This is a genomic window from Roseateles sp. L2-2 (assembly GCF_050613215.1).
Classification (GTDB): domain Bacteria; phylum Pseudomonadota; class Gammaproteobacteria; order Burkholderiales; family Burkholderiaceae_C; genus Roseateles; species Roseateles noduli.
The window spans coordinates 1030067-1052531 of the sequence record NZ_CP192509.1 but is presented as its reverse complement, the minus strand read 5'-3'; the positions used below and the strand labels follow the sequence as shown (position 1 = coordinate 1052531).

The 22465-nt window shown below is 72.0% G+C and carries 17 protein-coding genes; 10 read left to right on the top strand and 7 right to left on the bottom strand.

The genetic code is table 11. From position 1 onward, the window contains the following. Positions 1–74: 74 nt before the first annotated feature. The 6 genes from ACQZ13_RS04880 to ACQZ13_RS04855 all read left to right on the top strand — a co-directional run bounded on the left by ACQZ13_RS04880 (position 75) and on the right by ACQZ13_RS04855 (position 12159). Positions 75–3929: a DUF4132 domain-containing protein gene (locus ACQZ13_RS04880; protein WP_431050114.1), complete on the top strand. Its 3855-nt coding sequence runs from the start codon at positions 75–77 to the stop codon at positions 3927–3929. Further along, positions 3926–5098: an ATP-binding protein gene (locus tag ACQZ13_RS04875; protein ID WP_431050113.1), complete on the top strand. Its 1173-nt coding sequence runs from the start codon at positions 3926–3928 to the stop codon at positions 5096–5098. The genes ACQZ13_RS04880 and ACQZ13_RS04875 overlap by 4 nt, the downstream gene beginning before the upstream one ends. Continuing rightward, positions 5095–7674 (top strand): DUF5682 family protein, encoded by a 2580-nt coding sequence (locus ACQZ13_RS04870; RefSeq protein ID WP_431050112.1) that lies wholly within the window; start codon positions 5095–5097, stop codon positions 7672–7674. The genes ACQZ13_RS04875 and ACQZ13_RS04870 overlap by 4 nt, the downstream gene beginning before the upstream one ends. Next, positions 7671–8813 carry a VWA domain-containing protein gene (locus tag ACQZ13_RS04865; RefSeq protein WP_431050111.1) on the top strand — a complete coding sequence of 381 codons (1143 nt, stop codon included), beginning with the start codon at positions 7671–7673 and terminating at the stop codon, positions 8811–8813. The genes ACQZ13_RS04870 and ACQZ13_RS04865 overlap by 4 nt, the downstream gene beginning before the upstream one ends. Beyond that, positions 8810–11092, top strand: coding sequence for a hypothetical protein (locus ACQZ13_RS04860; protein WP_431050110.1), 2283 nt, complete (start codon positions 8810–8812; stop codon positions 11090–11092). Before ACQZ13_RS04865 ends, ACQZ13_RS04860 begins: the two co-directional genes overlap by 4 nt. Before the next feature lie 92 nt (positions 11093–11184). Continuing rightward, a complete protein-coding gene (locus ACQZ13_RS04855; protein WP_431050109.1) occupies positions 11185–12159 on the top strand; it encodes an aldo/keto reductase in 975 nt (324 codons plus the stop codon). A 163-nt stretch (positions 12160–12322) separates the two neighbouring features. Here ACQZ13_RS04855 and ACQZ13_RS04850 read toward each other — a convergent pair whose 3' ends face one another. The 3 genes from ACQZ13_RS04850 to ACQZ13_RS04840 form a co-directional block, all read right to left on the bottom strand. Next, a complete protein-coding gene (locus ACQZ13_RS04850) occupies positions 12323–13378 on the bottom strand; it encodes an NAD(P)H-dependent flavin oxidoreductase (RefSeq protein ID WP_431050108.1) in 1056 nt (351 codons plus the stop codon). A gap of 61 nt (positions 13379–13439) precedes the next feature. Further along, complete coding sequence (locus tag ACQZ13_RS04845; RefSeq protein ID WP_431050107.1) at positions 13440–14345, bottom strand: SDR family oxidoreductase; 906 nt, start codon at positions 14343–14345, stop codon at positions 13440–13442. 97 nt (positions 14346–14442) lie between these two features. Then, complete coding sequence (locus ACQZ13_RS04840; protein WP_088404882.1) at positions 14443–14658, bottom strand: hypothetical protein; 216 nt, start codon at positions 14656–14658, stop codon at positions 14443–14445. A gap of 314 nt (positions 14659–14972) precedes the next feature. On the opposite strand from ACQZ13_RS04840, the gene ACQZ13_RS04835 reads away from it, so the two are divergent. The 3 genes from ACQZ13_RS04835 (at position 14973) to gloA2 (ending at position 18542) form a co-directional block, all read left to right on the top strand. Further along, positions 14973–15428: a hypothetical protein gene (locus ACQZ13_RS04835; protein ID WP_431050106.1), complete on the top strand. Its 456-nt coding sequence runs from the start codon at positions 14973–14975 to the stop codon at positions 15426–15428. A 130-nt stretch (positions 15429–15558) separates the two neighbouring features. Beyond that, positions 15559–18156 (top strand): ATP-binding protein, encoded by a 2598-nt coding sequence (locus ACQZ13_RS04830; RefSeq protein ID WP_431053128.1) that lies wholly within the window; start codon positions 15559–15561, stop codon positions 18154–18156. Between the two features lie 2 nt (positions 18157–18158). Beyond that, entirely contained in the window at positions 18159–18542 is a 384-nt protein-coding gene (gene gloA2, locus ACQZ13_RS04825; RefSeq protein WP_431053126.1) for an SMU1112c/YaeR family gloxylase I-like metalloprotein, read from the top strand. A gap of 9 nt (positions 18543–18551) precedes the next feature. Here gloA2 and ACQZ13_RS04820 read toward each other — a convergent pair whose 3' ends face one another. Further along, on the bottom strand, positions 18552–19577 hold the full coding sequence (locus ACQZ13_RS04820; protein WP_431050105.1) for a SphA family protein: 1026 nt from the start codon (positions 19575–19577) through the stop codon (positions 18552–18554). A gap of 299 nt (positions 19578–19876) precedes the next feature. Between ACQZ13_RS04820 and ACQZ13_RS04815 the strand changes: the two genes are divergently transcribed. Beyond that, positions 19877–20482, top strand: a complete 606-nt coding sequence (locus tag ACQZ13_RS04815; RefSeq protein WP_431050104.1) for a chalcone isomerase family protein — start codon at positions 19877–19879, stop codon at positions 20480–20482. Positions 20483–20549: 67 nt separating this feature from the next. On the opposite strand, the gene ACQZ13_RS04810 is transcribed toward ACQZ13_RS04815, so the two are convergent. From ACQZ13_RS04810 to ACQZ13_RS04800, 3 genes are all read right to left on the bottom strand, one after another. Beyond that, on the bottom strand, positions 20550–21170 hold the full coding sequence (locus ACQZ13_RS04810; protein WP_431050103.1) for a class I SAM-dependent methyltransferase: 621 nt from the start codon (positions 21168–21170) through the stop codon (positions 20550–20552). Between the two features lie 89 nt (positions 21171–21259). Next, positions 21260–21994 carry a DUF899 family protein gene (locus ACQZ13_RS04805; RefSeq protein WP_431050102.1) on the bottom strand — a complete coding sequence of 245 codons (735 nt, stop codon included), beginning with the start codon at positions 21992–21994 and terminating at the stop codon, positions 21260–21262. A 120-nt stretch (positions 21995–22114) separates the two neighbouring features. Beyond that, complete coding sequence (locus tag ACQZ13_RS04800) at positions 22115–22357, bottom strand: glutaredoxin domain-containing protein (protein WP_088404873.1); 243 nt, start codon at positions 22355–22357, stop codon at positions 22115–22117. Positions 22358–22465 lie beyond the last annotated feature (108 nt).

The window sequence follows — 22465 nt, the reverse complement described above, 5'->3', positions numbered from 1 at the left end:
CACGATCGCGCGAAGAAACCGACAAGATCGCGCCGCTATAGTCCCCTCCCAAAGCACTTTCAGGGAGGGTAGCGATGCGGCGTTTCGAGTTGGTGGAAGGCAGTGCCAGCAAATTCTGGGAAGTCTCGCGCGACGGCGCGGCAGTGACCGTGCGCTTCGGCCGCATCGGCACCAACGGCCAGGAAAAGACCAAGACGCATGCGAGCGACGCCGCCGCGATCAAGGACCTCGACACGCTCGTCCGCGAGAAGACCGGCAAGGGCTACAGCGAGGTCGGCGGTGAGGTCGCCGCCGACGGCGCCTCGAGCTCGCAGACCAGCGCCGCGCCGGCTCCTGCGCCAGCTCCGAGGAAGACTGCGCAGCGCGCCGCAGCGCCAGTCGCAGCTGTGACCGAGACCGAGACCGAGACCGAGACCGAGACCGCTCCGGAGGCGGCATCGACATCAACATCCGCAACTGCTCCGGCCCCCACGGCGAAGGCGCCGGTGCCTGCCGCCGCGCCGGCCGCGGGCGGCCCGCTGCCCGCCATCGACTGGCCGTCCGGCGGCCTGACCTGGACCGCCGCGCTGATCGAGGCCCTGCCGCCGCTGCGCGGCGTGCACGCGCCCGAAGGTCCCGCGGCGGCTTCGCTGGAGACGGCGCTGCCCCGGCGCGATCCCACCTACGTCCACTATCACAAGGCCGACCTCGAGCGCACCCTCCTGGACCTCTGGCCGGGCTTCACCCGCTGGACCAACGACGAACTCGCCCAGCGTCTGACGCGCGACGCGCTGCAGGATCTCTCCCTCGAAGACTGGGTGCAGTGCTTCCTGCAGGCCCTGACGGCCGACTTCATCATGGCGCCCGAGGAAGCGGTCAGCGGCAGCCGTCCCCAGACCGGCCTGCGCTGGCTGACCGAGTGGGCGCTGGCGCTGCGCGGCGTGGCCTTCGCCACCGACATCGCGATCGCCCTCGGGCCGATCGGCGATCGGCATTACTTCGCCGCAAGCTGGTTGCATGACTCCGCGCTGCGCCCGATCCGCCGCGAACTCGCGCGCTGCGACGACGCCACGCACGCGCAGGTCGAGGAACGCCTGGGCGACATGGACGCTAGCGTCCAGTCCACGCTGCGCATTCGCGCCATGCTCTTCCCGCGGCGCCTGGACTGGGTGCGTCAGCTGCCGGTCGAGCGCGACCACTTCGGCGTGTTCCTCGACGCCACGCTGCCGATCGAGGAGATCCTCGAACGCCTGCGCGAATTCATCCGTCATCGCTACGTCTCGCAGATGAAATCGGGCCTGCTGCTGCAGCTCCGACAACACGGCGAGGCCGCCGCTCCGCTGCTCACGGGGCTGCTGGGCATGGTCACGAGCAAGGAGAGCATCACGCCCGTCACCGGCCTGCTGCAACGCCTGCGCGCGCCGGCGCTGCCCCGCCTGCTCGCGACCATGCTGGAACGTCCGGAGGTGCGTGACCTGCTGGACCGCATCGCCGAGACCCATCCGGCCGCCGTCATCGCGAGCACCGCCGGCGAGGCCCTGTCCGGCCGCAACGCCTTCCTCGAAAGCTGGCTGCAGCGACTGGTGCTGCGTGCGCCCGATGCGCTCGCCGTCGCCGAACAGGAGCTCGCTCCGGAGCTCCGCGATCGCCTGCACGCCGTGCTCGCGCGCAACCAGGCCGCCGAGTGCCCTGCGGAACAACTGCCCGCGCTGCTGCGCGATCTGCCGTGGACGCGCAAGGTCAAGCTCACCCCGCTGCCCACGCTCGATCTGACCGCCGCCGGTCGCGCGGTCCGCATCGCGTTGAGCCCCGCCGAGAGCGCCGCCGTGCGCGTGATCGAGATCAAGCCGGTCGTCATCCGGAGCGGAGACAAGAAGCTCGACGAGCAGTTGTCGGACATGCAGATCCGCCCCGAAGGACGTGCACGTATCCTGGCCGGCGTGCCGCTCGAGGACGGCGACTTCGTCCTCACCAAGAAATGGTTCTACGGCGTCGACCCCGAGATCCTGATGACGCTGCCGCCCGCCCCGGCGCTCGCGCTGTGGAACAGCTATCCGAGCCGTTACTGGAACACCTGGTACTGGAAGCCCGCCTACATCCACGCGCTGCTCGACCGGCACGGCGAGGCGGCGGTGCCGGGCCTGATCGGACTGGTCGCGGCGCTGCCTGAGATCGGCCTGCCGATCGCGAACGCCGTGGACAGCGTGGGGCTGGTGCCCGCGATGCTGCACACGCTGCGCAACCTCAAGAAGGCCAAACCCGCGGCGATCGCCTGGGCCAATGCGCATCCGGGCACCTTCCTGGCCGGGGCGCTGGTGTCCGCCTTCAGCGCCGACAAGACCGCCCGGGAGAACGGCCAGCACGGCCTGCGCTGGTTCATGACCGCGCACGGCGAAGCGCCGGCCCGCGAGGCCGCCGCGGCCTTCGGTCCCGAGGTCGAAGCCGCGCTGCGGGCGCTGATCGACGCCGACCCGCTGCTGGTGCTGCCCGCGCGCATGCCCAAGCTGCCCGCCTTCGCCGTCACGTTGGCGATGCGCCGACCGGTGCTGCGCGAGAACGGCCTGATGCTGTCGGGCCCCGACGCGGAATCGGTCGCGCTGATGCTGGCGATCAGCAAGGTCGAGGCGCCCTACGCCGGCATCGTCGAGCTGAAGGCGCTGTGCACGCCGGGCTCGCTGAGCGCGTTCGTCTGGGACCTCTGCGAGGCCTGGCTCCAGAACGGCGCCCCCGCCAAGGAAGGCTGGGCCTTCCAGGCGCTGGGCCTGTTCGGCGACGACGACACCGCGCGCCGCCTCGCCGCGCGCATCCGCGAATGGCCCGGCGAATCGGCGCATCAGCGCGCCGTGTCCGGCCTCGACCTCCTGGTGGCCATCGGCACCGACGCCGCGCTGATGCACCTCAACGGCATCGCCGGCAAGGTCAAGTTCAAGGGCCTGCAGGACCGCGCCCGCGAGAAGATCGCCGCGCTGGCCGAGGCCCGCGGGCTCACGTCCGAGGAGCTCGCCGACCGGCTGGTCCCCGACCTCGGCCTGGACGAGGGCGGCACGCTGACGCTGGACTTCGGCCCGCGCCAGTTCCGCATCGGCTTCGACGAGTCGCTCAAGCCCTTCGTGCGCGACGGCGCCGGCGCGCGGCTCAAGGACCTGCCCAAGCCGATCCGCAGCGACGACGCCGCGCTCGCGGGCGCCGCGACCGAGCGCTACAAGCTGCTCAAGAAGGACGCCAAGGCCATCGCCAGCCTGCAGGTCATGCGCATGGAACTGGCCATGACCGCGCGGCGGCGCTGGACCGGCGAGGAGTTCCGCGCCTTCTTCCTGTCGCATCCGCTGATGCGCCACCTCGCGGCCCGCGTCGCCTGGGGCGTCTACGAGGGCGACCGCGTCACGCGGCTGTTCCGCGTGGCCGAGGACTGGACCCTGGCCGACGCCCAGGACGACACCGCGCAGCTCGCCGACGGAGAGACCGTGGGCATCGCACATCCGCTGGAGATCCCGGCCGCGGAGCTCGCCTCGATGGGCCAGGTCTTCGCGGACTACGAGATCCTGCAGCCCTTCCGTCAGCTGGGCCGCGAGACCTACGCGCTGACCGACGCCGAGCGCACCGCGAAGTCGATCACGCGCTTCGCCGACAAGGCCATCGCCACGGGCAGCGTGCTGGGCCTGGTCAACCGCGGCTGGGAACGCGGCCAGGCGCAGGACGCCGGCTGGGTCGGCCAGTTCGAGCGCCCCGTCGCCGCGGGCCTGTCGATCGAGCTGGAACTCGACCCGGGCACCATCGTCGGCGATCCGACCTATGAGCCCAAGCAGCGCATCCCGCGCATCGTGCTGCGCCGCCAGGGCACCTGGGGCGACGACGGCCTGGAGACGTTCGACCGCCTGCATGCGGTCGTCGCCAGCGAGATGCTGCGCGACGCCGACCTGCTCGCGCCTTGGAAGGAACCCGCGAAATGACCCGCAAGACCACCGCCGCCGCAGCGACCACGGCGAAGGCCGATGCATCGGCTGCTTCGTCGGCCGCCCCGGCGCAAGCCAAGTCCGCCGCCATGCAGCGTCCGCCCGCGGAGCTCCTCTATGCCGACGAGCTTGCCCGCCTCGCCGCCGAGGATCGCGGCCCGGTGCCGCCCGGCTGGCGCCTGTCGATGGGTGCGGTCATCCGCTTCATCGCCGGCGGCGAGGGCCACCGGCGCAAGCTGGTCTGCGCGCCCAGCCTGCTCGAACGCGCACTGGTGACGCTCGCGTCCAACCGCGCGCTGCTGCTGGTCGGCGAGCCGGGCACCGCCAAGAGCCTGCTGTCGGAGCTGCTGAGCGCAGCCATCAGCGGCACCAGCACGCTGACCGTGCAAGGCAGCGCCGCCACGACCGAGGACCAGATCAAGTACGGCTGGAACTATGCGCTGCTGCTCAACGAAGGTCCCAGCGAGCGCGCGCTCGTGCCTTCGCCGCTGATGCGCGGCCTGCGCGAGGGACGGCTGGTCCGCTTCGAGGAGATCACCCGCTGCCCGCCCGAGGTGCAGGACGCGCTGCTGTCCGTCCTGTCGGAGCGGCTGCTGATGGTGCCCGAGCTGGCCGATGCCGGCACGACCGCTGGTACCGTTTTCGCGGCGCCGGGCTTCAACCTGATCGCCACCGCCAACATCCGCGACCGCGGCGTCAACGAGATGTCCGCGGCGCTGAAGCGGCGCTTCGCCTTCGAGACGGTGTTCCCGATCGCGGACTACGACGAGGAACTCGCGCTCGTGCGGACCGAGGTCGACCGGCTGCTGGCGCGCGACGGCCTGAGCGTCACGCCCTCGCCCGACGTGCTCGAAGTGCTGGTCACGGTCTTCCGCGAACTGCGCACCGGCATCGGCCGCGACGGCCAGGCGGGCGAGCGGTTGTCGACGGTCGTCAGCACCGCCGAGGCCGTCAGCGTCGCCCACGCCATCACCCTGCGCGGCCACTACCTGCGCGGCGACGCGGGCCGCGCGGCCGACATCGTCGAGGCGCTGGCCGGCGCGGCCGCCAAGGACAACGCGGACGACCTCAAGAAGATCCGGCGCTACATCGACCAGCGCGCCGGCAAGCGCGCGGGCGAGCACTGGCAAGCCTTCCACGCGGCGCGGCATCTGCTGCCTGAATGAAGCCGCCGCGCGTCCTCGGCATCCGCCACCACAGCCCCGCCTGCGCGCGGCTGGTGGCGCGCACGATCGCGCGCGAGCGCCCGCAGGCCGTGCTGATCGAGGGGCCGTCCGACTTCAACGCACGGCTGGGCGAGCTGATGCTCGACCACGATCCGCCGCTGGCGATCTACAGCCACGCCCACGCCGCGGACGGCAAGCCGGCGCAGTGCTGGTACCCGCTGCTGTCGCATTCGCCGGAATGGATCGCGTTGCGGCACGGCGTGGTGGCCGGCGCGCAGGTGCGATTCATCGACCTGCCGCACTGGACCTACCGCGCGATGCCCGACGACACGCGCCGCACGGCGGGACAGCCGCGCAGCCGCTACGGCCGCGTCGACGCGATGCTGCGCGAGCGCCTGCGCTGCGACGGCCCGGACGCGCTGTGGGACCACCTGTTTGAAGCTGACGAGGTCAACGTCAACGTCAACGTCGACACCGACGGCGATGATTCGCCAACGCCATTCGAGCAACGGCTCGACGCCTACTTCGACGAGCTGCGCGGAGACGATCCCGGCACGGCGCAGGACCGCGCGCGTGAGGCGCTGATGTCGGAATGGGTCCGCTGGGCGACGGCGCGCTTCGAGCGCGTGCTGGTCGTCTGCGGCGGCTGGCACAAGCCGCCGATCGACCAGGCCTGGCGCGCATGGCGCGACCAGTCCGCCGCCGGAGCCCGCGGCGCAACGGAGCCCCCGCTCGAATCCCAGTCCACTGATTCCCAGTCCACCGATTCCCTGTCGACCGATTCCTTGCCGCCCGAGCCGCTCGCGCCCGTGCCACCCGATCCCCGCCAGGCCGGCAGCTATCTGGTGCCCTTCAGCGACCGGCAGGTCGACGCGCTCGGCGGCTACGGCGCGGGACTGCCGTCGCCGCTGTACTACCGCTGGCTCTGGGACCACGGCGCCGCCAGCGCGGCGGAGCGCTCCATGGCGGTGATCGTGAGTCGGCTGCGTCGGAAGCAGGTGTCCTGCTCGACCGCCGACGTCATCGCCTTCGAGCACCACACGCGCGCGCTCGCGGCGCTGCGCGGTCGGACCACGCCGCTGCGCACGGACCTGCTCGACGGACTGCTGAGCGCCGTCGTCAAGGAGGCGCTGGAGACGCCCGCCCCGTGGCACGGCGACGGCCTGCTGCGCGGCGACCATCACCCGATCCTGCGCGAGGCGTTGCTCGCGCTGACCGGCGACGGCGGCGGCCGCCTGCACGGCGACACGCCGCAGCCGCCGCTGCTGCGCGACGCCGAGCGGCGCCTGGCCGAGGCGGACCTGCTGATCCCGTTCTCCTCGCACACGTTGGTGCTGGACCGCCGCCGTGCGGAAGACCGTCCGCGCTCGCGCCTGCTGTGGCAGCTGCGCGTGATCGGCGTCGGCGGCGTCCAGCTGCGCAGCATGGCCGCGCCGGGCGGCGCGCGTTCGCTTGCGCCGGCGCTGCACTTCCAGGAACACTGGCAGCTGCGGCGCGACGACCGCTGGCACGCGGACCTGATCGAAGCGTCCATCCACGGTGCGACGCTGGACGGCGCGGCGCGTCAGGCGCTCGCGCAGCGGGCCGGCGCGCAGGGCGGCGACCCGGCGGCCTTGACCGGCACCTTGCTGGCGGCTGTCCGCGCGGGCCTGCTCGACATGGGCGAGGACCTCGCCGCGCAATTGCGCGACGGCCTGCCGCGCTGCCACGATCACGGCGCGTTGGCCGGCGCGGCGCGCACGCTCGCGGAACTGGCCCGCACCGGCTTCTGGAGCGACGATCCGCGCGCGATGCTCGAAGCCACGCTGGGCGCGATCGCGGATCGGCTGACGGGGCTGCTCGAGGATCGCGGACTGGCGTCCGACGCCGACGCGTCGTCCTCGGAGGGCGGCAGCGCCGGCGCCGCGTCCGTGCCCGCGTCCTCGCCCGCACAGGCGGAGGCCGACGTGCGCGCGGTCGCCGTCTTCGAATCGCTGCTGCAGCTGGATCTGCCCGCACTCGACCGCGAGACCGTGCTCTCGACGATGGTCCGGCTGGCCGACGGCGCCGGTCGACCGCCGGCGCTGCGCGGCGCGGCGCTCGGTCTGGCCTATGCGCTGGAGGCGCTCGGCGACGACGGGACGGCGCGCGCCCGCGTGATGGCGGTGCTGCGCGCCATGCCGCCGCGCGACGCGCTGGGCGATTTCCTGTACGGCCTGTTCGCCTGCGCGCGTTCGCTCGCGACCGCCGACGATGCGATCGCGCGGGCGCTGCACGCGACGCTGGCGGCCATCGGCACCGAAGACTTCCTCGCCGCCCTGCCGGCGCTGCGCGGCGCGATGGGCTGGCTGCCGCCGCGCGAGCGTGGCGCCGTGGCGGCGCACGCGGCGCGGCTCCTGGGCGACGAGGCGCCCGGTGCCAGCAACGGGAACGGGAACGGCACCACCACCGGCATCGGCACGAGTGCCGGCACCGGTCCGCGTGGCACAGGCGTCGTCTCACCCTGGCTGCTGACCTCCGGCCGCAGCGCCGCCCTGCTGAACGCGCGACGCATCGAGGCGCGGGCCCTGGCCGCCGCGCGGGAGCTGGGCCTGTGAGCGCGCCGCTGCCGGAACTGGACATCGCCGACCGCTGGCGGCTGCTGCTCGGCGAAGCGGGCACCGGCAGCCTGGGCGTCGCCGGCGCGCAGGCGTTCGCGATGGACCGGGCGCTGGCCTGGCTCTATGGCCGGGACGACGACGGCGGCGGCCTCGCGCCCGAGGACCGCCTCGATCGCGGCGGCGGTCTCGGGGCCTCGCCGCTCAGCGTGCCGGAATGGATCAACGAGATCCACACGCTCTTCCCCAAGGAGACGATCGAGCGCCTCGAACGCGATGCGATCGAGCGCTACGGCATCGACGACGTCGTCACCAACCCCGAGGTGCTGGCCCGCGCGACGCCCAACGTGGCGCTGCTGCAGGCGGTGCTGCGGACCAAGCACCTGATGAATCCAGCCGTGCTGGCGATGGCGCGCGATCTGGTGGCGCAGGTCGTGCGGCAGCTGATGGAGAAGATGGCGACGCGCGTGGAGCAGGCCTTCAACGGCAGGCGGCAGCCGCAGCGCACCGCCGCGCGCGGGCCGGCGTCGCAGTTCGCCGCGCGCGAGACCCTGCGGCGCAACCTGCGCCACTACGACGCGGCCAGCGGCCGGCTGGTCGTGCGGGAGCCGCGCTTCCGCGTCGACAGCCGGCGCGTGATGACGCCGTGGCAGGTGCTGATGCTGGTGGACCAGAGCGGCAGCATGGTGCCGTCCGTGATCCACGCGGCGGTGACGGCGGCCTGCCTGTGCGGGCTGCCGGGCATCAAGACCCACCTGATCGCCTTCGACACCGAGGTCGTGGACCTGACCGGCCACACCGGCGATCCGGTCGAGCTGCTGCTCAACGTGCAGCTCGGCGGCGGCACCTGCATCGGCACCGCGGTCGGCTACGCGGCCGACCTCATCGAGGTGCCGCGACGCGCGATCGTCGTGATCGTCAGCGACTTCTACGAGGGCATGGATCCGCAGGTGCTGGTCGGACACGTCCGCGCGTTGACCGCGCAGGGAACGACGGTGCTGGGCCTCGCGGCGCTGGACGAACGCGCGGATCCCGTCTACGACCGCGAACTCGCGGGGAGGCTGGTCGAGGCCGGCGCGCACGTCGGCGCGATGACGCCGGGGCAGCTCGCGGGCTGGCTGGCGGAGAAACTCGGATGAGCCTCGGCGACCACGCCCCGATCCGCGAGGACCTGCTGCATCTGACGCCGGAAGCGCTGACGCACGCGGCCAACGCCGGCATCGTCAAGCGCGCCCAGCGCGAGCTGGCCGGCGGCTACCGGCCGACGATCGAGGTGGACGTCGACGGCCAGTTGAGCGCGCGCTTCGACGACGGCATCGAGTGCCGCTGGCCGCGCGCCGTGACGCTGCCCGACGTGCGCTGCAGCTGCGGCGCCGCGGGCATCTGCCGGCATCGGATCATCGCGGCGCTCGCGTACCGCGAGGCCGTGCTCGCGAGGCCGGCCGTCGCCGCCGATCAGTCCCATGAGCACGACGGGCTGACCGCTGCCGCCGACGCGCCGGCAGACGCGGTGACGCCGCCTTCCGCGGAAGCGGCGGAAGCGGCTGAAACGTCGTCGCCTTCAACCGCATCAGCGGCCGCCGCTGCACGCGCGCCCTCTCCGCCGCCGGTCCATGAAGTGGGCGAAGACGTGCTCCTCGCGATGCTGCCGCCCGCGGTGCTGGCCCAGGCCCATGCGTTGCGGGAACACGGCCTGTCGATCGAAGTCCGTCCGCGCACCCAGGCGGGGGCGTCGGACGGAGAACCCTGTGACACCGCGCGCCTGCCCAGCGCCACCGTGCGCTTCTGGGCCGGCGCCGGCCTGGAGGCGGCTCGATGCGACTGCATCCGCGCGACGGCCTGCGAGCATGTGGCGCTGGGCGTGTGGGCCTTCCGGGAGGCGCATCGCCTCGGGCTCACGGGCGCGGCCTCGGTGCGCCTCGCGCCGACGGTCTCCGGCGGCAAGACGCCGACCGTCGATCGCGCGCCCTTCGAGCACCTCGCCGCGGCGCTGCTGCGACACGGCGCGGCCGGCGGCGCGTCGGCGCTGGCGCAGCCGCTGTCGCTCGCACGGAGCGCAGCGGGCGACGCGGCCTGGCTGCTGGGCACGCTGGACGATCTCGAAGCCTGGAGCGACGCCTACGCGCGCCGCAGCGCGCGCCACGACGCCGCGGAAGGTGTCGACCTCATCGCCGAACTCGGCCTGCGCCTGGCCGCCGGCGCGCGGCCCGGCCATGCCGGCGACGCGTGGGGCACCGGCCAGCCGGGCGAGGTCGAGCTGGACCGCCTGCGCCTGACCTGCCTGGGCGCGCGCACGGCGCGGGACGGCGACGCGCGGCGCACCTCGCTGGTCATGGCGGACCTGGACACCGGCACGCTGCTGCTGCTCCGGCACGACTGGCAGGTGCCCGGCGACAAGGCCGGGAACGAGGCCGCGATCCGCGCCAGCGAGCGACTGGCGCCGGGTCTGCTGATGTCGATGCTGGGGCTCGGACAGCTGATCTCCCGCCAGGCCCGTCGTCGACCCGACGGCAGCCTGCGTCTGGCCAGGCATCGAAGCGATCGCAACCAACCGCTGCCGCAGACGGCGGACTGGCAGACGCTGCGGGCGCCGCTGCGGACCGACCGCGTCGCGCAGCTGCGGCGCGAGCGCCTCCTGCATCCGCACCCGGACGTGACGCCGCGCCACGCGGCGCGCCGCTTCGTCGTGTTCACGCCGGCCGACTGGGGCACGCCGTTCTACGACGCCCACGAGCAGACGGTCGCCACGCTGCTGCGCGACGCGGACGGCGCGCCGCTGCTCGCCCGCCGCGCGCATGAGCGCCACACGCCTCATGCGCTCGAAGCCATCGCGCAGGCCTTGACCGGCGCGGACGCCGCGCCCACCCACATCGCCGGCATGCTGCGATGGCGCGGCGCGCTGCCGGAACTGGAGATCTGGGCGATCGCGGGCGCCGGCCGCCTGACGGTGCCCGACCTGGACACGCGGGCCGGCTCCGCGCTGGCGGGGTTGCCGCTGGGGCACGTGCCGGCGCCGGAGGCGATGCCGGACGCGACCTCCTCCGCCACCGACGGCCCGGCGGCGCTGCGGACGCTGATGGCCGCGCTGCTCCACCATGGCCGCAACCAACTTCCCGCCGCCTGGCGGAGCGAGGCGCGCGGACTGGAGCGCCGCCTGGCGCTCGCTGGCTGGCGCGCGCTGGCGGAAGGGCTAGGCGGCGTGCTGACCGCGATGGACGAGTCGGACGAAGCGCACGGGCGCTCCGCCGGTGCCGCGCTCATGCGGCTGGTCTCGCTGCTCCGGCTTCACGTCGATGCGGCGGCGCTGGAAGCGGCCGACGGGTCGAGCGCGACCGCCGAGCATGCGGAGAGCAACGAGGACAACGAGGGCGGCGAGGACAACCGGGACGACGTCGAACCGCCATCGCCAGGCGCCTGAAACCGCGCTGAAACCCGGCCGCGCAGCCCGGCGTCACAATCGCGGCCTCGCGCCGTTCCAGGCGCTCTTGCCCTTCACGCGGCCGCCTCGACATGACCACACTTCCGCTGCAGCAGCACCTCCCGACCGCCAGCCCGCTCGCCTACGGCTGCATGGGCCTGGGCGGCCACTGGGACGACTCCCCGTTCACCGCCGCCCACGTCGACCACGCGCAGGCCGCCGTCGAGGCCGCGCTGGAGATCGGCGTCACGCTGTTCGACCACGCCGACATCTACACCCGCGGCAAGGCCGAGTCGGTCTTCGGCGAGCTCTTCCGCCGCCAGCCCTCGCTGCGCGAGCGCATCGTGCTGCAGAGCAAGTGCGGCATCCGCTTCGCCGACGACCAGGGCCCGGGCCGCTACGACCTCTCCGGCGGCTACATCGTCCAGGCCGTCGAGGCCAGCCTGAAGCGCCTGGGCACCGAGCGCCTGGACATCCTGCTGCTGCATCGCCCGGATCCGCTGATGCAGCCGGAGGAGATCGCCGAAGCCTTCCAGCGCCTGCGCGCGGCGGGCAAGGTGAGCCACTTCGGCGTGTCCAACATGAACGTCGGCCAGATGGCCTGGCTCGGCCGCGCGCTGGAGCAGCCGCTGGTGGTGAACCAGCTGGAGCTCGGCCTCGGCCATCTGGAGCCGCTGGACGCAGGCACCTGCTTCAACGACCGTCAGGCCGCGGCGCGGCCCGGCGCGCTGGCGTGGACGGGCACGCTCGAACACTGCCAGCAGCACGGCATCCAGCTCCAGGCCTGGGCCGCGCTGGCCCGCGGCCGCTTCAGCGGGGACACCGCCCAGGACCCCGCCGACGAAGCCGCCCGCGTGCTGGTCCAGAAGATGGCACAGGAACACGGCGTCAGCACCGAAGGCATCCTGCTGGCGTGGCTGATGAAACACCCGGCGCGCATCCAGCCCGTCATCGGATCGGCCAACCCCGACCGCATCCGCGCCTGCGGCGATGCGCTGAAGGTTCAGCTCACGCGCAACGAGTGGTACGCGCTGTACGTGGCGGCGCGGGGTGCGCCGTTGCCTTGACTGCGTGAGGCCGCTGGCCCTCACCCCCGCCCTCTCCCGCAAGCGGGAGAGGGGGCCACCCCAGTGCTCCTGCTACGAATGGCTCGGTGCATTCTCACTCCCTCTCCCGCTTGCGGGAGAGGGCGGGGGTGAGGGCCAGCGGCGGTGGCAGTACTGACGCCCGTCAGAACGCCGCGCTGAGCTCGTTCACGAGCGCCGCCGCGCCGATCTCACGCACAGCGGCGAAGTTCTGCCCCGACCACAGCGGCGAGAAGTCGCCGCTGCCCTGCGCCTCAGCCTTCGCGCGCAGCGGCGCGACGCTGGAGGTCGCCAGCGGGAACTGCGGCGCCGCGTCGTTCAACGGCCCGACCTCGCGCATGTAGCGGTTCACGATGCCGCGCGCCGGCCGACCGGTGAAGAGATTCGTCACCGCCGTGTGGTGATTCGCCGGATCGCGCAGCGCCGCGCGATGCGGCGCGCTCGTCGTCGCTTCCTCGCACAGCAGGAAGGCCGTGCCCAGCTGCACCGCCGACGCCCCCAGCGCCAGCGCCGCGCGGATGCCGCGCACGTCGGCGATGCCGCCCGCCGCGATCACCGGCACCCTCACCGCGCGCACGATCTGCGGCAGCAGGGCCATCGTGCCGGGCTGGCGCGTCAGGTCGTCGCTGAGGAAGTGGCCGCGATGCCCACCCGCCTCCCAGCCCTGCGCGATCACGCCGTCGGCACCGTGCGCCTCCAGCCAGCGCGCCTCGTCGACCGTGGTCGCGCTGCCCAGCACCAGGCTGCCCCAACCCTTCACGCGGGCGATCAGTTCCGCCGACGGCAATCCGAAATGGAAGCTCACCACCGGCGGCTTGAACGGCTCGACGAGATCGGCGATCTCCGCGGTGAACGGCGCCCGGCCCGGTCCCGCCTTGATCTGCGCGGGATCGATGCCGAACTCGGCGTAGTACGGACCGAGCCGATCGCGCCAGCGCGACTCGCGCGCGTCATCCGGCGCGGGCGAGGTGTGGGCGAAGAAGTTGACGTTGAACGGCTTGTCGGTGCCGCCGCGCAGCGCCTGCAGTTCCTTCTGCAGGACCTCCGGCGTCAGCATCGCGGCGGGCAGCGATCCCAGCCCGCCCGCGTTGCTCACCGCGAGCGCCAGCCGCGCGTCCTGCACGCCGGCCATCGGCGCCTGGATCAGCGGCAGCCGGGTGCCGAGGAAGAACGGAGCGAAAGGCGCGCTGGAGGTGGGCATGGCGGCGGATCCTGGACTCGACAAGACGAGTCGGGATGATCGCGCAAGGACGATGCCCCTGTCAGCCCTTGTCCATCTCGAAGGGCGGCACGCGTCGTCCGTCGATGTCGGTGAAGCCGTACTCGACCGCGAGGTCGCCGACGCGCAGCACACGCCCCGTGCGCGCCATGACCTGCGGATCCGCGGCCAGCGCCGCGACCGCGCGGCCGACGTAACGCGGCGACTCCGTGCCCGCCAGCTCGGGGCGTTCCCGCCAGTGGTCCTCGTCGGTGTGATGACCGGCGAGCACGAACTCCGTCCGCATCCAGCCCGGCGAAACGGCCACCGAGGACACGCGATGCGGTCGCAGGTCCTGCGCCATCGCGCCGGCCAGGCGCGTCATCGACGCCTTCGCGAGGTCGTAGACGAGGTTGCCCTTGAGGAACCGGTCGCGGTCCCAGAAGGTGGTGGTGACGATCAGCCCGCCGCCGCGCGCGATGAGCAGCGGCGCCGCGGCGCGGCTCGCCAGCAGGTGATTGCGCACGCCGCGGTCCAGCATGGCGTCCCACTCGTCCATCGGGCGTTCCCAGAACGGCGCGTCGAAGACGCCGCTGAAGACCTCGTGGCCGCCCCAGGCGTTGTTGACCAGCAGATCCAGACCGCCCTGCTCCGCCCGCACGCGCTCGAAGAGCGCGCGCACCTGCGCCTCGTCGGTGTGGTCGCAGCGCGCGGCGATGCCGTGTCCGCCGAGCCGGGTGACGTCGTCGGCGGTGTCGTCGACCGTGCCCGGAATGCGGGACATCCCGCTCAAGGCCTGCAGGCGGTCGTACTGCGTCGCCGGCTGCGCGCGCGTGCTGCGACCGGTGACGTAAACCGTCGCGCCGGCGGCGCCCAGTTCCAGCGCGATGCCGCGTCCCGCGCCCCGGCTTGCGCCGGTGACCACGGCCACGCGCCCGGCCAGCGGCCGATCAGGTCCTTCGGTGTTCATGTCGCCGTCTCCCGTCTGAACGTGAGCGACAACGATACGCGGCCCTCGAGGGGCCGCGCGCCGGGTCCTGTCAGCAGTCAGCGCCGGTCAGTGACGATCACTTGCAGCTGTAGCTCTTCGCATTGACTTCCTTGACGTTGCCCGCGCCGCAGGTGGCCGTGGCCTGCTCGCTCATCTTGCGGACGTCCTCCATGCGCTGCGTGGTGGCCTCGGCGGTGTTGGGCGCGATCACGCAGCCGGTGGACAGCACGGCCGCAGCGCCGGCGAGCAGCAGGGCCATCGAACGGGCGACAGCGGTGGAGCGGATGGTCATGACGAGTTCCCTCGGAAGTTGAAATCGAGGCGCAGTCTAGGCAGCCACGCGCGGTGCGGAGGTCGCTGCGACAGTCCGTTATCCGGACGGGATGAACTGCAGCGCGGCGCGATGTGCGGACAGGCGTCCCTGACGGCGAGTCCGCGCCGACGCGACCGGTGGACGCCGCGGTGTCCCGGCGCCACCCAGCGACATGTCCCAAGGATCGGGGGCTGCGCGCAGATCGCACATGACCCCGTTCACACGCGCTTGACGAAGGCCGGCTACGCTGCGCGTCTCGTCCTGCGGTCCAGCAGGGCGATCCAGGAGTTGCCGTGACTGACCTTCGTTCGATCCAGCGCCCTGCGACCGCGGTGCGCGCCGTGGTCGCAGCGGCGGTCCTGTGCGGGCTGCTGAGCGCCTGCGGATCGGATTCGACCGGCCGCAAGCCGGCGATGACCGCCTACGAAACCGCGCAGCACGACCGCTGCGTCGCGCTGCTGCGCCCGATGCTGCACGGCCAGCCGGTGCGCTCGACCGCCGTGGAGCACGGCGCGCAGGGCCTCGACTACGTCTGGGTGAACGCCGAGGTCCACGACGACGACGACGACCTGGACCGCCGTCTGGCCAAGGGCACCAGCTTCGGCGGCCACTGCCAGTTCGAAGCCGGCGGAGAGGCCGTCCACCTGCACGTCTACGCGCTGGACGACGAGGCGTCGTCGATGCCGGCGCCCGAGTACCGCTTCGTCGCCGGACCGCGCGACGTGATGGTGAGCGCCGGCGCGCACTGACCGCACCGGGCCAGGGTCGTCCAAAGGCGCCTGTCAGCGCCCCGGCGCGCCGACGGCGTCGATGAGCGCCGGCGGAGCGTCCGGTTCGGCGGATACTGGCCCATCCTCAGCCCCGCAGGAGCGCGCCTTGGTGGCCCCCTCCGATCCCTCCCACGCCGACGCAGCGCCTGCGTCGATGCCAGCGCCGCCGACCGCGTTGCCGCCCTTCCTGCGCGGCGGCGGCGACATCGCGCGACTGATCGCCGCCTTCGACTGGGGCGCGACCTCGCTCGGGCCGCTGGCCCACTGGCCGGACCATGTCCGCCACGCGACGGCGTTGATGCTGCGCGCGCGCACGCCGATCGTGATGCTGTGGGGCGAGCCCGGCGTGATGATCTACAACGACGCGTACGGCGTGTTCGCCGGCGCGCGCCATCCGCAGCTGCTGGGCAGCAACGTGCGCGAGGGCTGGCCCGAGGTGGCGGACTTCAACGACCACGTCATGCGCGTCGGCCTGGCCGGCGGCACGCTGAACTACGAGGACCAGGAACTGGTTCTTCACCGCCACGGCCGCGCGGAGACGGTCTGGATGAACCTCGACTACTCGCCGCTGCTGGACGACGACGGAGAACCGGCCGGCGTGATGGCGATCGTGGTCGAGACCACGGGCAAGGTGGCGGCCGAGCGCCGCGTGCGCAGCGAGCGCGAACGCCTGACCCAGCTCTTCGAACAGGCGCCCAGCTTCATGGCCGTGCTGGCGGGACCGGAGCACCGCTTCGAGAGCGTCAACCCCGCCTACCAGCGGCTGATCGGGCATCGCGACGTGATCGGCCGCAGTGTCGCGGAGGCGCTGCCCGACGCCGCCGCGCAGGGCTACGTGACGCTGCTGGACACGGTCTACGAGAGCGGCCGCGCCTACACGGCGCACGCCGCGCAGTTCGTCGCCCAGGGGAGCGACGGGCCCGACGGCCAGACCGAGGAACACTTCCTGGACTTCGTGTACCAGCCCATCCGCGATGAAAGCGGCGCCGTCACGCACATCTTCGTCGAGGGCGTCGACGTCACGGCGCGCGTGCGCGGCGAGCAGCGCGGCGCGGCGCTCGCCGGCCTGAGCGAGCGGCTGCGCGAGGTCGGCTCGCCGGCGGACATCGGTTTCGCCTCGGCCCAGATGCTGGGGATGATGCTGACGGCGACACGGGCCGGCTACTGCACCGTCGACCACGAGACGGAGACCGTGCGCATCGACCGCGACTGGCGCCGCGGGGGCCTCGACAGCCTGGCCGGCCAGCGCCGCTTCCGCGACTACGGCAGCTTCGTGGACCAGCTCAAGCGCGACGAGGTCGTCGAGATCGCCGACGTCCGCGAGGATCCGCGCACGTCCGCCCATCTGGACCGCTTCGACGCGATGCGCGTGCGGTCCATCGTGAACGTGCCGGTGCTGGAGCAGGGCCGTCTGGTGGCGCTGCTGTTCGTGCACGACGAGTCGCCGCGCGCCTGGAGCGCCGACGACGTGTCGCTGATCCGCGAGACGGCGCACCGGACCCGCGTCGCCGTCGAACGCGCCCGGCATCAGGCGCTCGCGCAGGAGCGGGAAGAACGGCTGCTGCGCTCGGACCGGCGCAAGGACGAGTTCCTGGCGACGCTGGCCCACGAGCTGCGCAATCCGCTGGCGCCCATCCGCAACGCGGTGCACCTGCTGGCCGCCGCCGATCGCGAGGACCGCTTCACCGGCATCCGCGAGCTGCTGGAACGCCAGGTGACCCACATGGTGCGGCTGGTCGACGACCTGCTGGAGGTCTCGCGCATCAGCCGCGGCCTGATCACGCTGCGGCACGAGCCGGTGAATCTGAGCGGCGTCGTCGACGCGGCGGTGGAGAGCAGCCGCCCGCTGATCGATCGCGAGGGGCACCGGCTCACGCTGCGCTTCGACGGCCCCGCGCCGTGGGTGCAGGGCGACCCGGTGCGGCTCACGCAGCTGCTGGTGAACCTGCTGAACAACGCGGCGCGCTACACCGACGCGGGCGGCCGCATCGACGTGCACATCGCGCGCGATGCCGGCGACGCCGTCCTGACCGTGACCGACAACGGCATCGGCATCTCGGCCGAACAGCTGCCGCAGCTGTTCGAACTGTTCTCGCAGCTGGACCGCTCCCACAGCCGCTCGCAGGGCGGGCTCGGCATCGGACTGAGCCTGTCGCAGACGCTGGCCCGCCTGCACGGCGGACAACTCACCGCGACCAGCGACGGACCGGGACGGGGCAGCAGCTTCCAGCTGCGGCTGCCGGAGATCGCCGCCGCGGTGGCGGGTGTGCCGGCTCCCGTCCAGGAGGACGCGCCGCTGAACGCGCGCCTGCTGCTGGTCGACGACAACCGCGACGCCGCCGACACGACGGCGGAACTGCTGCGGCTGATGGGCGCGGAGGTGGCGGTGGCCTACGACGGGCCGTCGGCGCTGGGCGCGGTGCGCCAGCTGCGGCCCGACGCGATCCTGCTGGACATCGGCATGCCCGACATGGACGGCCACGAGGTCGCCCGCCGCCTGCGCGCGATGGCCGACGACATCGGCCGTCCGCGCCTGATCGCGCTGACCGGCTGGGGCCAGGAGCAGGACCGGGAGAAGACGCGCGAGGCCGGCTTCGACGACCACATGGTCAAGCCGGTCGATGTCGACGAACTGAAGGCCGCGTTGATGGCCGGTCGGCCGTCGTCGAGGACGACAACAAAGACGACGACGAACCGAACGGAATGACCATGCTGCTGCGCATCCATCACACCGCGATCATCTGCGCCGACTACGCGCGCTCGCGGCGCTTCTACACCGAGGTCCTGGGCCTGCGCGTGATCGCGGAGACCTATCGCGAGGCGCGACGCTCCTACAAGCTGGACCTGGCGCTGCCCGACGGGGGGCAGATCGAGCTCTTCAGCTTTCCCGACGCGCCGCCGCGGCCCTCGTACCCGGAGGCGCAGGGGCTGCGCCACCTGGCCTTCGAGGTCGACGACGTCGAAGCCGGCAAGCGCGAGCTCGAAGCCAAGGGCATCGCCGTGGAGCCGGTGCGCGTCGACGAGCTCACCGGCAAGCGCTTCACCTTCTTCGCGGATCCGGACGGGCTGCCGCTGGAGCTGTACGAGCGCTGAGAACCGGGATCAGTTCAACCGGTAGTTCAGGCGCAGCCAGGTGACGGTGCCTTCGGGGCGGTTGCGCACCGAGAACTCCTTCATCACCTTGAAGTCGACGCCCCACTCGCCGCTCTCCGCCAGGTAGGCGATCAGCGGGCCGGCCGACAGCGCCTGCACCTTGTTGGCGCCGGCTGCGCCGCCGTTGTCGGCGGTGAACTGCTTGAGCACGTAGCCCTGCACGCCGACCTTCCACTGGTCGTTGACGTTGTAGGTGCCGGACCAGTCCGCATGCAGGTACTGGCCGGAGCGCACGCCGGTGTCGTCGTTGCGCGTGTTGAAGGAGTAGGTCGCACGCAGGCCGACGGCGAAGCCGTTCTCCCACACGCGCGAAGCCACCAGCAGCGGCTTGAAGGTCCAGTACTTGCCCGCGCCCGGATTGACCGCGCGGCTCGCGTCGTACGAACCCATCGGCGGGTTGAACGCGACGCCCAACGCAACGCGCGATTCGTCCTGCTGCCAGTCGATGTAGGCGGCGAGTTCCGGATCGGCCATGCCGCTGCGCGTGCCCGACAGCGCGCCGCCGGCGGCGGACAGCTGCTGGTTGATCTGCGCCACGGCGGTGGCCGGCAGGCCGGCCGGCAGCACCGTGGTCAGCGTGAAGTCGTTGGTCTGCTTGACCAGCGGGAACGCGGCGGAGAAGCCCAGGCGGCCGTCCATCACGATCTTCTCGGTGACCCAGGTCAGGCGCGGGACGAAGACATCCGCCTTGATCGAGCCGTTCACCGTCAGCGGCAGCGCGCCGACGCCGGGGATGGTCAGCGAGCGCGTGGGCGTGTTGCCGTCGGCGTCGCGCAGCTTGTCGGCCTCGTAGTGCTGGTACCAGGTCTGAAGGTAGACGCCGGGGAACTGCGGCGTCGAGATCTCGTAGGACGGTGCGCCGAGCAGCGCGCGGACCTGGCTGTTCTCGGTGGCATGCGCGGCGCCGGCGACGACAGACAGCGTGACGAAGGCGGCGAGCGCGGACGGACGCGCGCGCGGAAGGTCGATGAACACGGGGATCTCCTCCGGATGGTTCTGAATTTCGAATCGGAGCGCATCGTGCCAGCGGAAGGGGCCAGGGCTTGTGCCATTCGTCACATCGAGCCTCGGATTAGAGGCACGGCCCCAGTTTCCGGGGCTGACGCGCCACACCCCGCCGCGCTTTAATCCGGTCCGCAACGCGCCACGCGATCGCCGTCACCATCGGCTCGAACTCGCGACGCCACGAGCCACGCCACTTTTTTCGCCACCGCATCGGGTCGGCTCGCGGCTCAATCCCACAACACGACGCGTCACTGCGAGGAGACTTCACCATGCAACGTTCCACCCTCATCCGCTCCGTGCGGAACGCCCTGTTCATCGGCCTTGCCGCGATGTCCTCGTTCGCCTTCGCGGCGGAGGTGGAGGTCGAGGGCTTCAAGTTCCAGGACACGGCGCTGCTGCACAACCAGACGCTGCAGCTCAACGGCGCGGCGACGTCGAGCATCCTGTCGACGCGCTCCACCGCGGTGGCCTTCTACCTGCCGAAGAAGCAGACGACGATGGAAGCCGCGGTCGCCGAGAAGGGCGCCAAGCGCATCACCTTCTACATGATGCGCGACGTGTCCTCGCGGGACCTGGCCAACGCGATGCTGGACCGCATCCGCCAGAACGCGGCGGAGGAGTTCTCGAAGAACATCATCCAGACCGCGCAGCTGGGCGTGGTCTTCGGCAACCGCGCCAAGCTGCTCAAGGGCGACCTGGTCACGATCGACTACGACCCCGCGAAGCAGACGACGGAATTCAGCGTCAACGGCCAGAAGGTCGGCGACACCATCCAGGGCGAGAGCTTCTTCCCGATGATGATGAAGGTCTGGATCGGCCCCAAGGTCCGCGGCAGCACGCGCGACGGCCTGCTGGGGATCGCGCCGGCGAAGTGATCGCCGGACGCTGATCAGACGCCGCGCGCCGGGAAGGCGCGCGTGCGCGTCCGATCGGGTGAGCCGCTCAGCGTTCGACCGACGCGGCGTACAGCATCAGGCCGCGCTTGAGCAGCAACGGCTCGACGCGCGCGAAGCCGGCTTCAGCGAGCGCGACGCGCTGCTCCTCGATGCTCATGTAGAGCTGCTCGTTCTTCATGCCGCCGTCGCCCGCGAAATGGTCGCAGACCAGGTAGCGGCCACCCGGCGCGAGCAGCCCTCGCACCTGCTCATGCAGCGCGCGCGTGTGCCGCTTGTGGCGCAGCTCGTGCACGGCCTGGTTCGTCACGACGTGATCGAACGGGCCGAGGCCCTCGACCCAGTCCGGCTCGCGGAAGCTGCGCTCGACGAAACGCACGCGCTGCGCGTCGTCGCCGATGCGCTCGGCGGCGAGCTGATGCATGGCCGGCGAGAAGTCGAGCGCCACGTAGTCGATGGCAGGCAAGGCCTGGAGCAGGGACTGCGCCAGGAAACCCGGACCGGAGCCGAGCTCCAGCACGCGACGGGCGTTGCCGGCGTCCAGCGCCTCGGCGAAGGCCGCGAAGAACTCGGTCCGCCACGGCCGTTTGACCATCGCCTCGTCGGCCCACTGGCGGGCGTCGGACATCTCGCGAAGGTCGATCGGGCTGGGGACGTCGAGCAGGGACATGGGCGCTTTCGCAGTCGTTGTAGGAGGCCGAACAGGCCGCCGACTTTAGCGTCTCCTTCCGACAGCCAGCCCCGTCCTCCGTCACGCCCTCAGTAGTCCAGCTTCGGATACCAGCTCGTCCCCCGTCCGCCGGGGGTCAGGTCGAGCACGTTCCACAGCGGCGCGATCTCCGGCGCGCCGTGCGCGTCCTGGCCGGGGTCTTCGGTGCCGCCGTTCTCGGCGCTCCAGAAGTGGAAGACCTTGTCGCCGCGCCGCACCCAGACGGTCAGCGCCGGGTACTCGAAGCCCTTGTCGTCGATCAGCTTGAAGGTGGTCGTGAACTGATCGCCGACGAGCTGGAAGAAGCGCAGGTTGCGCCATCCGCGTTCGCGCGCGAAGGCGAGCTGCCGCGACACCGGCGAACGTCCCAGGACCGCGACGGCGACGCGCTGATCGAGATCGCGCAGCGGGATGTCCAGCGAGCCCAGGAAGGACGTGCACATCGGACACGGCCGCTCGCGCTGCGGGCCGTACATCCAGAAGTAGGTGACCAGCGTGTCGTGCCGGCCGAAGAGATCGGCCAGGCCGACGTCCTTGCCGTTCTCGTCGAGGAAGCGGTACGGCTCGGCCTCGCCGCCTAGCGGCAACGCGCGACGCTGTTCCGCCACACGCCAGAGATGGCGTCGCAGCTCGACCTCTTCGGCGAGCAGCGCCTCGCGCGCGGTGCGGTACTCGGGGCTGTCGCCGGGATAGGGCTTCGCGTTCGCCTTGGCCAGGGACTTCGCGTCCTTCAACGCGGGCGTGGAGGACGACGCCTGCGGGGAGGCGGTGGACGGCTGCGCCATGAGAGGACTCCCATGCCGACGGAGATCGGCGGCTGAAAGGTCCAGTCTGAAACGCGCGGCGGCGCCCGCCTGTAGGCGTTCAGGCCGTCGCGGCGTAGGACGCCGCGAGGCTGGCCGCGATCAGCGGCCCAGTTGCTTCAGCGCGGCCTGCAGGCCGGTGACGCCGCCGACGCGCTGGTCGTTGATGAAGACCTGCGGCATCTGGCGCACGGACGGGCCGCACTTCTCGTAGAAGGCCAGGCGCTCGGCCTCGTCGTCGATCAGGATCTCCTGATAGTCCATCCCGCGGGACTTGAGCAGACTCTTCGCCGTGTCGCATTGCGGGCAGGCGGACTTCGAATAGACGACGATCTTCAGTTCCATGGGCAGGAGTGTATTCGGGGCCCTTCCCACCTGCCGACCCGGGGTCTCCCTGACCTCCGGGGCCGCGGGATCCTCGCCGGCCCGTGACGGCAGCGTCGGCGCTTAAGC

What these genes read in the sequence shown, in the direction of transcription:
- ACQZ13_RS04850 (WP_431050108.1), bottom strand. Translation starts at nt 13,378, where the DNA reads ATGCCCACCTCCAGCGCGCCTTTCGCTCCGTTCTTCCTCGGCACCCGG.
- ACQZ13_RS04805 (WP_431050102.1), bottom strand. Translation starts at nt 21,994, where the DNA reads ATGGCGCAGCCGTCCACCGCCTCCCCGCAGGCGTCGTCCTCCACGCCC.
- ACQZ13_RS04855 (WP_431050109.1), top strand. Translation starts at nt 11,185, where the DNA reads ATGACCACACTTCCGCTGCAGCAGCACCTCCCGACCGCCAGCCCGCTC.
- ACQZ13_RS04840 (WP_088404882.1), bottom strand. Translation starts at nt 14,658, where the DNA reads ATGACCATCCGCTCCACCGCTGTCGCCCGTTCGATGGCCCTGCTGCTC.
- ACQZ13_RS04870 (WP_431050112.1), top strand. Translation starts at nt 5,095, where the DNA reads ATGAAGCCGCCGCGCGTCCTCGGCATCCGCCACCACAGCCCCGCCTGC.
- ACQZ13_RS04880 (WP_431050114.1), top strand. Translation starts at nt 75, where the DNA reads ATGCGGCGTTTCGAGTTGGTGGAAGGCAGTGCCAGCAAATTCTGGGAA.
- ACQZ13_RS04810 (WP_431050103.1), bottom strand. Translation starts at nt 21,170, where the DNA reads ATGTCCCTGCTCGACGTCCCCAGCCCGATCGACCTTCGCGAGATGTCC.
- gloA2 (WP_431053126.1), top strand. Translation starts at nt 18,159, where the DNA reads ATGCTGCTGCGCATCCATCACACCGCGATCATCTGCGCCGACTACGCG.
- ACQZ13_RS04845 (WP_431050107.1), bottom strand. Translation starts at nt 14,345, where the DNA reads ATGAACACCGAAGGACCTGATCGGCCGCTGGCCGGGCGCGTGGCCGTG.
- ACQZ13_RS04860 (WP_431050110.1), top strand. Translation starts at nt 8,810, where the DNA reads ATGAGCCTCGGCGACCACGCCCCGATCCGCGAGGACCTGCTGCATCTG.
- ACQZ13_RS04815 (WP_431050104.1), top strand. Translation starts at nt 19,877, where the DNA reads ATGCAACGTTCCACCCTCATCCGCTCCGTGCGGAACGCCCTGTTCATC.
- ACQZ13_RS04875 (WP_431050113.1), top strand. Translation starts at nt 3,926, where the DNA reads ATGACCCGCAAGACCACCGCCGCCGCAGCGACCACGGCGAAGGCCGAT.
- ACQZ13_RS04800 (WP_088404873.1), bottom strand. Translation starts at nt 22,357, where the DNA reads ATGGAACTGAAGATCGTCGTCTATTCGAAGTCCGCCTGCCCGCAATGC.